18 protein-coding genes are annotated in these 12,513 nt (G+C 32.5%); 14 read left to right on the top strand and 4 right to left on the bottom strand.

The window, feature by feature from the left end; all coding sequences use genetic code 11:
• The first annotated feature begins 7 nt into the window (after positions 1 to 7).
• Complete coding sequence (locus NEH75_RS04905; RefSeq protein ID WP_055305442.1) at positions 8 to 211, top strand: heavy-metal-associated domain-containing protein; 204 nt, start codon at positions 8 to 10, stop codon at positions 209 to 211.
• Between the two features lie 44 nt (positions 212 to 255).
• Here the strand turns inward: NEH75_RS04905 and NEH75_RS04910 are convergent, their stop codons facing one another.
• Positions 256 to 606, bottom strand: coding sequence for a DUF5658 family protein (locus NEH75_RS04910; RefSeq protein WP_055305441.1), 351 nt, complete (start codon positions 604 to 606; stop codon positions 256 to 258).
• 359 nt (positions 607 to 965) lie between these two features.
• Here NEH75_RS04910 and NEH75_RS04915 point away from each other — a divergent pair, with 359 nt between their 5' ends.
• The 6 genes from NEH75_RS04915 to NEH75_RS04940 all read left to right on the top strand — a co-directional run bounded on the left by NEH75_RS04915 (position 966) and on the right by NEH75_RS04940 (position 6,171).
• Positions 966 to 1,697 (top strand): ABC transporter ATP-binding protein, encoded by a 732-nt coding sequence (locus tag NEH75_RS04915; RefSeq protein ID WP_055305440.1) that lies wholly within the window; start codon positions 966 to 968, stop codon positions 1,695 to 1,697.
• A gap of 13 nt (positions 1,698 to 1,710) precedes the next feature.
• Complete coding sequence (locus tag NEH75_RS04920; protein ID WP_055305439.1) at positions 1,711 to 2,535, top strand: ABC transporter permease; 825 nt, start codon at positions 1,711 to 1,713, stop codon at positions 2,533 to 2,535.
• Positions 2,536 to 2,547: 12 nt separating this feature from the next.
• On the top strand, positions 2,548 to 3,321 hold the full coding sequence (locus NEH75_RS04925; RefSeq protein ID WP_055305438.1) for an ABC transporter permease: 774 nt from the start codon (positions 2,548 to 2,550) through the stop codon (positions 3,319 to 3,321).
• 15 nt (positions 3,322 to 3,336) lie between these two features.
• Positions 3,337 to 4,035 carry a response regulator transcription factor gene (locus tag NEH75_RS04930; protein ID WP_055305437.1) on the top strand — a complete coding sequence of 233 codons (699 nt, stop codon included), beginning with the start codon at positions 3,337 to 3,339 and terminating at the stop codon, positions 4,033 to 4,035.
• Between the two features lie 2 nt (positions 4,036 to 4,037).
• On the top strand, positions 4,038 to 5,453 hold the full coding sequence (locus tag NEH75_RS04935; protein ID WP_055305436.1) for a sensor histidine kinase: 1,416 nt from the start codon (positions 4,038 to 4,040) through the stop codon (positions 5,451 to 5,453).
• Between the two features lie 127 nt (positions 5,454 to 5,580).
• On the top strand, positions 5,581 to 6,171 hold the full coding sequence (locus NEH75_RS04940; protein WP_055305435.1) for an HD domain-containing protein: 591 nt from the start codon (positions 5,581 to 5,583) through the stop codon (positions 6,169 to 6,171).
• An 18-nt stretch (positions 6,172 to 6,189) separates the two neighbouring features.
• Here the strand turns inward: NEH75_RS04940 and NEH75_RS04945 are convergent, their stop codons facing one another.
• Both NEH75_RS04945 and NEH75_RS04950 read right to left on the bottom strand, forming a co-directional pair.
• The gene (locus NEH75_RS04945) at positions 6,190 to 6,645 is read right to left on the bottom strand and encodes a threonine/serine exporter family protein (RefSeq protein ID WP_055277194.1); all 456 of its coding nucleotides are present in this window, start codon (positions 6,643 to 6,645) and stop codon (positions 6,190 to 6,192) included.
• Positions 6,646 to 6,655: 10 nt separating this feature from the next.
• Positions 6,656 to 7,411 carry a threonine/serine exporter ThrE family protein gene (locus NEH75_RS04950; protein WP_055241852.1) on the bottom strand — a complete coding sequence of 252 codons (756 nt, stop codon included), beginning with the start codon at positions 7,409 to 7,411 and terminating at the stop codon, positions 6,656 to 6,658.
• 139 nt (positions 7,412 to 7,550) lie between these two features.
• Here NEH75_RS04950 and NEH75_RS04955 point away from each other — a divergent pair, with 139 nt between their 5' ends.
• From NEH75_RS04955 to NEH75_RS04975, 5 genes are all read left to right on the top strand, one after another.
• Positions 7,551 to 8,009, top strand: coding sequence for a MarR family winged helix-turn-helix transcriptional regulator (locus tag NEH75_RS04955; RefSeq protein WP_055305434.1), 459 nt, complete (start codon positions 7,551 to 7,553; stop codon positions 8,007 to 8,009).
• A gap of 2 nt (positions 8,010 to 8,011) precedes the next feature.
• Positions 8,012 to 9,373 carry an MATE family efflux transporter gene (locus tag NEH75_RS04960; RefSeq protein WP_055305433.1) on the top strand — a complete coding sequence of 454 codons (1,362 nt, stop codon included), beginning with the start codon at positions 8,012 to 8,014 and terminating at the stop codon, positions 9,371 to 9,373.
• 298 nt (positions 9,374 to 9,671) lie between these two features.
• Entirely contained in the window at positions 9,672 to 9,872 is a 201-nt protein-coding gene (locus tag NEH75_RS04965) for a cold-shock protein (protein WP_055241847.1), read from the top strand.
• Between the two features lie 340 nt (positions 9,873 to 10,212).
• Complete coding sequence (locus NEH75_RS04970; RefSeq protein WP_172676269.1) at positions 10,213 to 10,683, top strand: nucleoside deaminase; 471 nt, start codon at positions 10,213 to 10,215, stop codon at positions 10,681 to 10,683.
• Positions 10,684 to 10,710: 27 nt separating this feature from the next.
• Positions 10,711 to 11,511: a sugar phosphate isomerase/epimerase family protein gene (locus NEH75_RS04975; RefSeq protein WP_055305432.1), complete on the top strand. Its 801-nt coding sequence runs from the start codon at positions 10,711 to 10,713 to the stop codon at positions 11,509 to 11,511.
• A 26-nt stretch (positions 11,512 to 11,537) separates the two neighbouring features.
• Here NEH75_RS04975 and NEH75_RS04980 read toward each other — a convergent pair whose 3' ends face one another.
• Positions 11,538 to 11,798 (bottom strand): hypothetical protein, encoded by a 261-nt coding sequence (locus NEH75_RS04980; RefSeq protein WP_055277182.1) that lies wholly within the window; start codon positions 11,796 to 11,798, stop codon positions 11,538 to 11,540.
• A 158-nt stretch (positions 11,799 to 11,956) separates the two neighbouring features.
• On the opposite strand from NEH75_RS04980, the gene NEH75_RS04985 reads away from it, so the two are divergent.
• Both NEH75_RS04985 and NEH75_RS04990 read left to right on the top strand, forming a co-directional pair.
• Complete coding sequence (locus tag NEH75_RS04985) at positions 11,957 to 12,136, top strand: hypothetical protein (protein WP_055277181.1); 180 nt, start codon at positions 11,957 to 11,959, stop codon at positions 12,134 to 12,136.
• A 12-nt stretch (positions 12,137 to 12,148) separates the two neighbouring features.
• A complete protein-coding gene (locus NEH75_RS04990; protein ID WP_055241839.1) occupies positions 12,149 to 12,412 on the top strand; it encodes a spore coat protein in 264 nt (87 codons plus the stop codon).
• The last annotated feature ends 101 nt before the right edge of the window (positions 12,413 to 12,513 follow it).

A 12,513-nucleotide genomic window follows, 5' to 3' on the forward strand; every position in this document is an offset into this window, starting at 1 on the left:
TATTCAAATGAAAAAGAAAATTCAATTAGAAGGTATGAGTTGTGGGCATTGTGTCGCACATGTTAAAGAGGTTTTAGAAGCATTAGAAAATACAACAGATATCCAAGTTGATTTAGGAACTCAATCTGTTTTAGTTGAGACAGGGGTAACTGATGAATTAATCAGACAAGCCATTGATGAAGCTGGATATACAGTACTTGGAATTGACTAATAGAAGAAACTGATGAGCTATCTCGAATGAGATAGCTTTCTTTTTTATCCAAAGAAAGGTAACATTAGAAACCAAACTAAATGAAGAACATTAATAATGAGATAAAATCCAAGTAAGCCAATGAGACAGTAGTTAGTAAGTTTAATCATTTTTACTGTTGCTGTTTTTAAACGAATATAAAGATATACAAATAGGACCGCAGGTAAAAGAACCTTAATAAAAAATGTGGCTATAGAATTGGTAATAATATTTGCCATTAGTGGATTAGCTTCAATAATGAGCCCGGTATTAACCAAGATAATTGTTAAGCTAATATCACTAATATTCAGAAGATACAGAATTAGGAGTTTGATTTTTAAATTTGGGAGTTGGTATCGCCGAATAAAGTTAAACATGATTAATCACCTATTTTTTTACTATTTTCTTTGTTTTGGGTTATAAATCAGTATATTATTCTGGGAGATAAGTTATTTATAATAATTTGAAGTAAGTGTATATATGATTTACCTTTGAATAAATTCACCTTTTTTAAATTTAGATAACCATTTGATTTAACTATTTGGAAACGATTAGATTCTCTATTTAGTATTGTGTTATGTTAAATAATGACTGCTTCTTATATAAACCATAAAAAAGATGTAACTTTACGGTTCATAGTAAAGTTACATCTTTTTTATGTGAAAGTTTCTTTATAAAATCTTTAAAATTTTATTATAAGATCCGCTCAGTTAAGAAGTTAAAGGAGTGATTATTAATGAATGAAGTGTTAGTTGTTCAAGACTTAAGTAAAAAGATTAGACGACGTGAGATTATTAAGGATGTTAATTTTCAAGTATCTAAAGGAGATATTTGTGGATTTATCGGACCAAATGGAGCTGGGAAAACAACGATCATTCGAATGCTGACGTCGCTTGTGAAACCAACATCAGGAGAGATTTGTTTAAATGGATACGATGTGATAAAAAATCGAAAAGAAGCACTAAAGCATTTAGGTGCCATTGTAGAGTCCCCTATTTTCTTTTCTCATATGAGTGGAGAAGAAGCTTTAATGAATTTAGCATTATTGATTCCCAATCAATCTAAAGTAAAGCGTCAGCAAAAAGTATCTGAAGTACTTGAGATTGTAGGGTTAAGTGAACGAAAAAAAGATAAGATTTCAACGTATTCTCTTGGAATGAAGCAACGTTTAGGTATTGCACAGGCGTTACTAAATGATCCAACAGTTATTATTTTAGATGAACCGGCTAATGGATTGGATCCAATCGGAATAGTTCAGTTAAGAGAGTTAATTTTGAAATTAAATCAGGAACATAACATTACTTTCTTTATTTCAAGTCACCTTCTAGATGAACTTCAGAAAATTTGTAATCGACTCGTCATTATTAAAAAGGGTGAGATTGCTTGGAAAGGAACAAAAGAGGATTTTTTAAACTTAGGTCAAGAAGGTGCCTCACTAGAGGAAGTATTTATTCAGCTCATTCAATGAGGAGGGACGAAAGATGAAATTACTCATAAAAAATGAAGCCATGCGCTATTTTAAAAAGAAGTCATTATGGGGCTTATATTTATCCATCCCTTTAATGGTAGCACTCATGGTGTCACAAGCAGTAAAGGCAAATGAAATAGTCTCAGTTGAAAAAGTCGCAACCTTTCATACATTTGCTTTATATATGCCGTTACATAAGATTTTTACGTTTTATCTATTTGCAATTCCTGTTATTATGACGGGAATGAGTATTGCTTCTGAGTATGAAAATAGTGAAATTCGGATGATTTTAATTAGAGGATATAGTACGAGACAAGTATATTTGGTTAAGCTTTTGATTCTCCTACTTAGCTTATTTCTTTTCATTGTAGCTTATCTGATTTGTTCTTATATTATTGGTTTTATCATGTTTCCTAAAGAAAATCAGATCATTAGTTTTTTAAGTCATGAAGCATTAAATCCAACTCAATGTTTATTATTAACGGTTAAATATTATATAGCGGTTTTACTGATTTTATCGGTTTTTACATTGGGAATCTCCTTGCTAGCGATAATGGTTTGTTCTGTTGTGACAACGACCGTGTTTGGAATGTTATTTATTTTAGGTGGCTTTGGGTTTTATTTAATTCTTCAAGTGATACAACCTTATCTATTCAGTTTAGACGTCAGTCTATTTAGTTTGTGGTCACTACCTATGATGCAATTAAAAGGAATTTACTCAATGATTACCGGACATCAAGAGATGTTACGTGAGAGTGTCATCGTTTTAAGTGTTTATTTAAGTGTTTTTTTAGGATTAAGTTATTACTTAACAGGAAAGCAAGATCAATTTATTTAATGAGGTGATAGTTTGAAAATATTAATACAAAGTGAATTGTCGCGTTTAGTTATGAGGCGACGAACAATTATTATTTTAATTTTAAGTGTTTTAGCCTTTTTATTTTTAGCCTTTTTTAATAGTTCCTTTGGGATTGGATTTTATGATCCTAACCAAACGGCAAAATTAGATGCATTAAATTTTGCCCCCTTTGTTCTAAGAGATTATCATTTTTATCTCGTGTTAGTCCTTTGTCCATTGTTAGTCGTTGAATCATTTAATCGCGAGCGTACAAGTGGTGAATATCGAATAGTCATGATTCGCCCTTACTCAAGAACACAGTTTTATAGTGCAAAGATCATTAGTTTAGCCATCATCATGGGAATCTTAATGTTCATACTATGGATCTTAGCGATGATTTTAGGAGGTGTATTATTGCCACAGACTCCGGCTACTTCCTTTTTTAACCCAGAGGTTTCGTATACGATGTCTGAAGCTATCTTTTTTAATTTCAAGTTTTATTTAGTCGAATATTTTATGTTGCTTGCAATAATTAGTGTGATTAGTAGCATTAGTTTATTGTTATCAAGTCCGTTATTAAGTTATGTAGCATCTATTTTCTTATTGTATGGAATAGGGTTTTCAATAGTACCATTTGAATTTTTAGCAACTTCGACACGTTCAATTTTTGATTTGTTATTAGGCATAGAAGCAGGAGGTCATGTTATACTAAGTTTAATAGTTATTTTAGGACTAGGCATGGGAAGTTCATATGTCATGTTTAAACGAAACGATTATTTATCTTAGGAAAGAGGGAGAACAATGAGTCAAAAGCTATTAGTCGTTGATGATGATTTAGAAATTTTACAGATGTTATATGATGCTTTAAGTGATGAGGGCTATCTTGTTTATCGAGCTCAAAATAGTAGCGAAGCTATCAAGCAATTAAAACAGCATCCTGATTTAATCATTTTAGATGTCATGATGCCTGGACAGAATGGGTTTGAGTTATGCAAAGCTATTCGAGACTCTGTGACATGTCCTATTTTATTTTTAACGGCTAAAGTTTTAGAATCAGATTTGATTGAAGGGTTAGCGATAGGAGGAGATGACTACATTAAGAAGCCATTTAGTTTAAGAGAATTAAAAGCAAGAATTACTGCTCATCTTCGTCAAGTGAATCGTCGTTCAGAAGTTGAACCAAGCTATTTAATGTTTCAAGATATTAAAATTAATTTAAAAAGTAAAGAAATTTTATATAAGGAAGAGTTGATTTCATTTACAAAGCGAGAATATGAAATTATCGAATTATTAGCACTTAATCGAAACCAAGTTTTTTCAAAAGAAAAAATTTATGAGAAAATTTGGGGATTAGAGGCAGAAGGGGATTCACAAACGATTGCGGAACACGTTAAAAAAATAAGAGCTAAATTTTTAAAAGTAGACCAACACTTTAATTATTTAAAAACGGTATGGGGAATTGGCTATAAGTGGAGTGAGGATCAAGAAGGGAAGTTTTAATATTGTTTAAAAAATATTCGTTATCAAAACAAATTAATTTAAGCTTTCTTGCCATTATTAGCTGTACATTTATTAGTACTATTGCTGGTTGGTTTATTATTTTTGTTATTGCACTTCATTTTCTTTACCCAGCGAACTATTATGATCAGCAACTTCCTAAATGGATTGATTATGTAAATCATCATTCGAGTGAATTGTTAAATGGACATGGAGAAGAAGAGTTAAATCAATTGCTCGACTTTGAAGATGTGACATATCAGGTTATTAATTTTGAAAAGAATGAAAGTTATGGAAATAGTGAAGTTAAGGAATGGACAAAACAACAATTACTTTTAAAAATAAATACTCGTGACATTGATTTTTATAATAATACGAAGCACTATATTCCATTGTTAACAAGTACGGACGAGCTAGGTGGATGCATCATCATCACGTATCCAATCCGAATGATTTCAATCCAAAATAACTCATTGATTTATAGTTTCTTTTCTTTATGTTTCTTATCTCTTCCATTTTTGTTCTTAGGCTTTTATATGTGGTTATTTGGTCGTAAACTTAGAATCAATATTTTAGTTCCTATACGAAAGCTTACATGGGCCGCTAAAAACATTAACAATAATAATTTAGAGTTTGAGCTTTCTTATGACTATCGAAATGAATTCCAAGATGTTATTGTTTCATTTGAACAAATGCGCCAAACATTAAAAGAGTCATTAAATGAACAATGGAAGATTGAGCAACAACAAAAGGAGTTAATTAGTTCTTTAGCTCATGATTTAAGAAGTCCATTAACGGTCATAAAAGGTCATGTTGAAATGCTTCAAGACGGAGCTTATCGTTATGAAGATCGATGTGTTAAATATTTAAATGTGTTAGAAGGAGCTACATCTCGGGCGATACTGTTAGTGGAAGATTTAAATCTATTATCTCAAGTTGAACAAGTTGACTTTAAATTGACAAAAGAAGGTGTCCTAGTGAAAGACTTTTTCTTAAGTCAAGTAAGCTTATATGAAGGATTAGCTAAACAGCGGAATATAAATTTAACGCTCAATTTAAAAGATATTAATCCTTGTTTACAAGTAGAAATAGATCGAAATCAAATAGCACGTGTCCTTGATAATCTTGTGATGAATGCTTTTAGATATGCTCCACATTCATCTACTATTACAATTCATCTTGATTCAGATGATTATAATTTGTATGTTGAAGTAATTGATGAAGGAGAGGGGTTCTCTGATTATGATTTAAAATATGGGATCAACAAGTTTTACCGAGGAAATAAAGCACGAACTAAAGATGGAGGTAGTGGATTAGGACTATATATTAGTAAACGCATTATTGATTTACATGATGGATCGATGAAATTAACTAATACGCTAACAGGTGGAGCACGGGTTATAATTACGTTACCTATTTGAATTATTTAATTGGAATCAATTGTTTTAGCTTTAGTTCTTATCAATAAAGCAAATAACAGATTGTAAATTCTCTCAATAGCTTCAGTAATTATTGTGTTATAATAATTAAAATAAAAGGAGGATTTATATGATGACCGACCGTTTTAAGAAGCAGTTAGATTTCTTTTTGGAGATTGATAAGGTTAAAAATATTTTACGTATGACTTCGATTGCAGACGGATCTCGTCGTGAAAATGACGCAGAACATTCATGGAGCTTAGCAATCATGGCATTTTTATTTGTAGAGTATGTGGATGAAAATGTTGACCTTTTAAAAGTGATAAAGATGGTGTTAATTCACGATTTAGTTGAAATTTACGCAGGTGATACCTTTTGCTTCGATGAAGAGGGAATGCAGGATAAAGAAGCACGTGAACAAGCATCAGCAGATAAAATTTTTGGTTTATTAGAAACTGATCAAGGTCAAGAGTTGCGTATTTTATGGGAAGAGTTTGAAGCATGTGAAACACCTGAAGCTGAATATGCAGCTATGCTTGATCGACTACAGCCATTAATTATGAATTATGTGAATGAGGGTGGAACTTGGGCACAGCATGAAATTTCTGTGGAGCAAGTTTATAAAAGAAATCAAATTACGCTTGAAAAAGGACCACAAGCCTTTAAAGATTTAATTCATCATGTTGTTGAAGAGTGTGTAGCTAAAGGTTATATTAAATAGAAAAAAGTCGCCGTTAAATTAACGAGCGACTTTTCTTTTGTTTTTATCTAATTTGATTCGATTAGTTAGACGAACGAGTGATGATACGAGTAGAATACCAAAGGCTAAACATCCTGCAATAGCAATCGTGTGGACAAATGTGGATAAAAAGGCGTCAATGTTTCCATCAATAAAGTGTTCCATTGTATAATAAATTCCGCTACCAGGAACGAGAGGAATTAAAGCAGCAATTAAGTAAACTGTGACAGGTACTTTATGCAGACGAGCCATAATTTCAGCATAAAGAGCAATTACAACGGTTGCGATGAAATATTGACTTAAATCAGTTCCAAAAAATGCTGATAGCTCAAACGCAAGCCACCCTAAAGCTGCACCAAATGAGGCAAAGAAGACCATTTTTCCACGAATATTAAAGATGACACAAAAACCAATCGTAGCTACGAATGAATATAAACAAGATAGCAAGATTTTCATCGAATTCCTCCTAGAAGTATGATGCTAAAGATAAAGCGATCCCAGTTCCGAGTGCAATAGAGGTAGCTGTTAGTAACGCTTCTGTCATTTTTGTTTGGCCAGCAATAAAGTCACCTGCAATGACGTCACGAACTGAATTAGTAATCGCTACTCCCGGAACTAATGTCATGACAAGACCGATAATAATCTTATCCACTTGTTGTCCTATTCCAAGATCACAAGCAAATGTTGTTAAAAAAGCGCACATTAAACTACACAAGATGGTAATGAAAAATGGATTTGTTCGGAATCGACTCAGATGAGATGAAACAATCTTAATGAGCGGTCCAATTAAAAGTGCACAACAAGCGTCCAGAAGTGTTCCACCGAAAAAGAGGGTAAAAGTTGAGCACGTGATGGCGTAGGCTAATAATTGAACTCTGAAGCTATAAATAGGACGATTTGCAATGACCTCTAATTCTTCTTTAACTAATTTCAACTCTGGTGTTGTTTGACAGATTTGTCGACATAAATTGTTTAATCGTTCAACTTTATCTAAGTTAGTTGAGCGATCATGAATCCTTTTTGTCTTTGTAATATTAATATTTTCTGGCGTTGTAATCGTGATAATAATGGTCGTTGGGACAGCGTAGACATCGACCTCTTTAGCACCGTAAGCTAGTCCCATCCGTTGAATCGATTCTTCGACGCGATATATTTCAGCTCCATTTTCAAGAAGCATTTTTCCTAATTGAGTACTTACATTTAATAATTTATTAAAATCCATATTTAACACCTCACGGAAAGTATAACACAAGCAAACGAAATAATGACAAAAATCTTTGAAATTGACAAATCTAGTAATTAATTATATAAAATATATATGTTACATATATATTTAGATTAAATAAAATAGGAGAAACTTGATGAGAAATGAACAGTTAATCAGTGATTTAGTTGATATGTTTTTCGAAGCTAAAAAAATTGTTGAGTATTTACCAACGTTACCAGGAACTCTTCGAAAAAGTCATTTGCAAGTTTTACAAATGATTGAAAAGTTAAAAGTCACTCAGGAGGAAGTCAAAGTAACTGATATAAGTAAGCGATTAAAGATTAGTTCACCTAATATTACGAAATTGGTGAATGAGCTTCAGGAAATGAACATGGTAACTAAATGTCCATCTCTAAAAGACAAACGTATTGTTCAAGTTGACTTAACGGAAAGAGGGAAGGAGACATTGACACATTATGTGATGAATTATCATCAGCACTTGGATCAATTGATTGAGAAGGTTGGAGCTGAACGTTGTCAATTAACGATTGAAACCATGAAGGAAATATCAAAAGAAATGAAGCAAGCTTCAATTAAATTTGGGGAGAAATAAAAATGAAGGTAATGAATAATCCGATGGAGGAAAGTAAAGCATTTCCTCTTATTATGACTTATTCTACACCAGCTATTATTGCATTATTGATTAGTGCGATTTATAACATTGTCGATCGAATGTTTGTTGGAAATTATGTTGGAGATTTAGGTTTAGCCGCCTTATCAGTTTGTTTTCCGATAACTTTTATTATGATTGGAATTGGACTTTTAGCAAGTGCCGGTGGTGGAACATTGTTTGCTTTAAAACTTGGAGAAAAAGATATGGAAGGGGCAAATCGAGCATTTGGAAATGCCTTTAGCTATGTGTTAATCTTAGAATTAGTTGTGACTGTTTTATTACTTTTAATAGGTCAAAAATTTTTACGACTACTTGGTGCAAGTGATGTTGTGTACCCAATGGCTAAACAATACTATGACATTGTTGTCTTTGGGTCTGTTTTTCAAGGATTAACATTTGTATTGAATGATTTTACTCGTGTTTCAGGAAAAGTTTTTTTAGCCTTATTGATTACTGGAAGTGGCGCGATTGTTAATATTATTCTAGATGCGATTTTCGTTATTGGTTTTGGATGGGGTGTTCAAGGCGCTGCATTAGCAACGGTCATTGGACAAGTTATCTCGACTTTAATTGGATTATGGGTCATCTTTGGAAGAAAGACGATTTTAAAGCCGAAAAAAAATGATTTTAAATTAGATCCGTCAATCATTCAAGAAATTACGAAATTAGGGGTTGCTTTATTCATTGCACAGTTTGCCTTTGGATTCATTAGTTTAATTTATAATGTGTATCTTGGAAAGTATGGCGGAGATTTAGCCATTTCTGTTTACGCGATTATCTCAAGTATTATGACTTTCGTTCTTATGCCAGCGAGTGGACTAAGTCAAGGGATGCAACCGATTCTAGGATGTTGTTATGGAGCTAAATTATATCCTCGTGTCAAATATATGATGAAAACAGGGTGCTTAATTTCCATCGTTATTACAACGATTATTTGGATACTGGTTCAACTGTTCCCATCTCAGCTTGTTTATTTATTTGGTGGTGGACAAAATGAAGATTTAATGTCTTTAGGGGTAACAGCCTTGAGAGTGAACTTTAGTTTGATTCCGATTGTGGGATTTGTGCTCTTATGCATCACCTTTTTCCAAGCGATTGGAAAAGCTAAACCTTCTATTATTTTAACGCTTGTAAGACAAGTGATTGCTTTAGTTCCATTTATTATTATATTACCAATTTTCTTTGGAGTAGAAGGGATTTTCTTTGCTCAACCTATTAGTGATCTAATTACTTTACTGATGTCAACTATTCTTTTAAGAGCAACGTTTAAAGAGTTAGATCAACAAGAATCAGGGCAATCTTAAGATTAAGCTTGTGAGTGTTATAGGTACCAATCAGTTGAATGGACATATAATATATAGAATATATAAAGTGGATAAGAGATTAATTAAAAGCGACCGTTGTCGAAAAATGACGGTCGCTTTATTGTTGAGGAAATCTTTTTAGATTGCTTATTTTTTCTGTGTATGATACAATTAATTTAACTTAATAGTCTTTTTTTATTTAAATTTGAACCACTGTGGTAGTGTTGAACTCGAACATTGATTGAAATTTTTTGAAATATGGCATTAAGAAATAAAATATCTCAGGAGGTACTTGACTATGACTACAGGTACAGTAAAATGGTTTAACTCAGAAAAAGGTTTCGGATTCATCACTGTTGAAGGTGGAAACGATGTATTCGCTCACTTCTCAGCTATCCAAGGTGAAGGATTCAAAACTTTAGAAGAAGGTCAAAAAGTTTCTTTCGAAATCGTTGAAGGTGACCGTGGACCTCAAGCAGCTAACATCGTTAAATTATAATTTTTAACTCATTAGCTTAAAGGCTGTGAATAGAGAATCTATTCACAGCCTTTTTTTATTTGATTTGGTTAGTCTAAAATTGGAGTTATGTGTATATATTTAATATAGGGCAATAAATACAGTGATAGATATTGGAAGATTTGATGGGATTGAAAATAATGGAGCTTTATTTTCATTATATAAGATAACAAAGAGAGGGGAGGGGCTGTTCCTTGATGATTGACGAAAGGGAAATAAACTCTTTTAAATGAGCTGAATAAGTGAATCGTTAACTTTTAAAGGGCTACTAGTGACAACTTTCGATAAATATAGATGTCTATGTATCAAAGGAACAGAGAAAATGATGAAAAATATTATGAGATTATGTATTCAAGAGGCGGTGAACGGCGTTAATAAAGGTGAAGGAGGTCCATTTGGTGCCGTTATTTTAAAAGATGGCGAACTGATAGCAGTCGCTCATAATACGGTCATAACAACAAATGATCCAACGGCACATGCTGAAATCAATGCGATTCGTCAAGCTTCACAAAAACTACAAAGATTTGATTTAAGTGATTGTATTTTAGTGACCTCATCAGAGCCCTGTCCGATGTGTTTATCTGCTATTATGTGGGCAGGAATTAAAAAGGTCTATTACGGATGTAATGTTCATGACGCGAAAGAAATAGGATTCGCAGATGAATTTATTTATCATTATTTAAAAAATAAATCACTAACTGAACCACCTATTATTCTTGAAGAATTATTAAGAGATGAAGCGCTAGAAGCTTTTAAAATTTGGTATCAAAAAGAAGATAAAGTACCCTATTAAGGAGGTATAAAGGAGGGGAGCTATCTTATGCAAAGGGTGAGTTATGGTATGCCCCAACTCATCGAGTTAAACTCGGTTGAAGAAAATGTTCGACTTTGCTCACAGTTGGGGCTTGATTTTATTGAGTTAAATTGTAATTTACCATCGTGCCAACCTGAAACGATGAATGTTCATTATCTAAACTTATTGAAAGATCAGTATGGGATCAAGTTTACTTTGCATTTACCTGAAGATTTAGACTTAGGACATTTTAATCGTCATGTCCGTGAAGCCCATTTGAAAGTTTTAGAGGAGGCGATTGGGGTTGCTGATCGCTTAGGATGTAAAATTTTAAATATTCATATGAATCCAGGCGTTCATTTTACACTTCCAACAGAAAAAATTGAGTTATACGGTAAATATCAACAGCAATATTTATCAAATATTAAATCTAGTCTAGAATTGATTGATATTTGGCTAGGGGGAACAGGCGTTCATATCTCAATTGAGAATACCGGTTTGTTACATCGGCCTCACATTCAAACAGCTGTCAATCAATTGCTTAAAAGCGGGCGTTTTTGTTTAACATGGGATGTGGGTCATGATTATATTTCATCACACGCGGATCGAGAATTTATGTTAAATCATCGTTCATCTATTAAGCATATTCATCTTCATGACGCAAAAGAGAGAAATGATCACTTAGAACTTTATACAGGAGAAGTTGATTTAAATGAAAAATTACAAATAGCGAGTGAAAATCAGGCAAGTGTTTTAATCGAGGTTAAGACAAAAGAGTCATTAATTCATTCAGTGGCGAAGTTAAAAGAAAAGCATATTTTTAAATAATAAAACCTCCATATTGGAGGTTTTTTTCATTGTGAAAATTCTGATTCAAAAAATTCGATTTTAGCTTGTAAAATTCGTTCAAGTCCCGAAATTGCTTGAGAAATCTCATCTAAGCAAAGTTTTGCATTGTATAACTCATCTGGGGTTATCCCCTGGGAATTAACGATATTATTTAATCGTTGTGATTCATTGTAAATGACATCTGAAAAAAAGGATTCTTGTAAAGCGATAGAGGCAATCAAATTATTAATTGCTTGATTGTGATTTGATTGATCAGACGATAACATATAAATTTCCTCCTTATTACGATTGTTAAAAATTAAAGATACTTATATTTTATGTTATGCGAGGAGAATCTAAGGTGTTATTGAAAGACAATGATTTTATCGCGTATAACTAGAGTTATTTGATAAATACTAAAGATAATCCATGAGGAGGTGAAACAATGAGTCCAAAAGAACTTTTATATATTCAAGATGCGTTAGGACATGCTCAGCATATGGAGAAAAAATGTCGTCAATGTGCGACTCAAATTCAAGATGAAGAGTTAAAAGTAGTAGTAGAGCGTTTAGCTAATAAACATAAAATGATCTTTGATCAATTTTATCAACTATTAAATCAGTAAGGAGGGATTAGTATGAACGATCGTGATTTAATGGAAGATGTACTTTTAGTCGTAAAGGGTGCAGCTGACCTTTATTTACACGGAACAATTGAGTCATCAACATTAAATGTTCATTCAACATTCGAAAAAGTTTTAAATGATACATTATGTATGCAAAATGAAATTTATAACTTAATGGCACAAAAGGGTTGGTATCCGACACAATCTGCTGAGCAACAACAAATTGATCAAGTTAAACAAAAATATGCTCAAGCTGCTGGACAGGGTCAAAACTAACCAAAAAGATTCATCTTAAAATGATGAATCTTTTTTATAAAGAGTAAATAGTAATTATTATAGTTTTTAATTTTAATGATTATATGGTCTAATAAAGGGGA

Source organism: Turicibacter sp. T129 (assembly GCF_025594975.1).
Taxonomy (GTDB): Bacteria; Bacillota_I; Bacilli_A; order MOL361; family Turicibacteraceae; genus Turicibacter; species Turicibacter bilis.

What these genes read in the sequence shown, in the direction of transcription:
- NEH75_RS04905 (WP_055305442.1), top strand. Translation starts at nt 8, where the DNA reads ATGAAAAAGAAAATTCAATTAGAAGGTATGAGTTGTGGGCATTGTGTC.
- NEH75_RS04910 (WP_055305441.1), bottom strand. Translation starts at nt 606, where the DNA reads ATGTTTAACTTTATTCGGCGATACCAACTCCCAAATTTAAAAATCAAA.
- NEH75_RS04915 (WP_055305440.1), top strand. Translation starts at nt 966, where the DNA reads ATGAATGAAGTGTTAGTTGTTCAAGACTTAAGTAAAAAGATTAGACGA.
- NEH75_RS04920 (WP_055305439.1), top strand. Translation starts at nt 1,711, where the DNA reads ATGAAATTACTCATAAAAAATGAAGCCATGCGCTATTTTAAAAAGAAG.
- NEH75_RS04930 (WP_055305437.1), top strand. Translation starts at nt 3,337, where the DNA reads ATGAGTCAAAAGCTATTAGTCGTTGATGATGATTTAGAAATTTTACAG.
- NEH75_RS04940 (WP_055305435.1), top strand. Translation starts at nt 5,581, where the DNA reads ATGATGACCGACCGTTTTAAGAAGCAGTTAGATTTCTTTTTGGAGATT.
- NEH75_RS04945 (WP_055277194.1), bottom strand. Translation starts at nt 6,645, where the DNA reads ATGAAAATCTTGCTATCTTGTTTATATTCATTCGTAGCTACGATTGGT.
- NEH75_RS04950 (WP_055241852.1), bottom strand. Translation starts at nt 7,411, where the DNA reads ATGGATTTTAATAAATTATTAAATGTAAGTACTCAATTAGGAAAAATG.
- NEH75_RS04955 (WP_055305434.1), top strand. Translation starts at nt 7,551, where the DNA reads ATGAGAAATGAACAGTTAATCAGTGATTTAGTTGATATGTTTTTCGAA.
- NEH75_RS04960 (WP_055305433.1), top strand. Translation starts at nt 8,012, where the DNA reads ATGAAGGTAATGAATAATCCGATGGAGGAAAGTAAAGCATTTCCTCTT.
- NEH75_RS04965 (WP_055241847.1), top strand. Translation starts at nt 9,672, where the DNA reads ATGACTACAGGTACAGTAAAATGGTTTAACTCAGAAAAAGGTTTCGGA.
- NEH75_RS04970 (WP_172676269.1), top strand. Translation starts at nt 10,213, where the DNA reads ATGATGAAAAATATTATGAGATTATGTATTCAAGAGGCGGTGAACGGC.
- NEH75_RS04975 (WP_055305432.1), top strand. Translation starts at nt 10,711, where the DNA reads ATGCAAAGGGTGAGTTATGGTATGCCCCAACTCATCGAGTTAAACTCG.
- NEH75_RS04980 (WP_055277182.1), bottom strand. Translation starts at nt 11,798, where the DNA reads ATGTTATCGTCTGATCAATCAAATCACAATCAAGCAATTAATAATTTG.
- NEH75_RS04985 (WP_055277181.1), top strand. Translation starts at nt 11,957, where the DNA reads ATGAGTCCAAAAGAACTTTTATATATTCAAGATGCGTTAGGACATGCT.
- NEH75_RS04990 (WP_055241839.1), top strand. Translation starts at nt 12,149, where the DNA reads ATGAACGATCGTGATTTAATGGAAGATGTACTTTTAGTCGTAAAGGGT.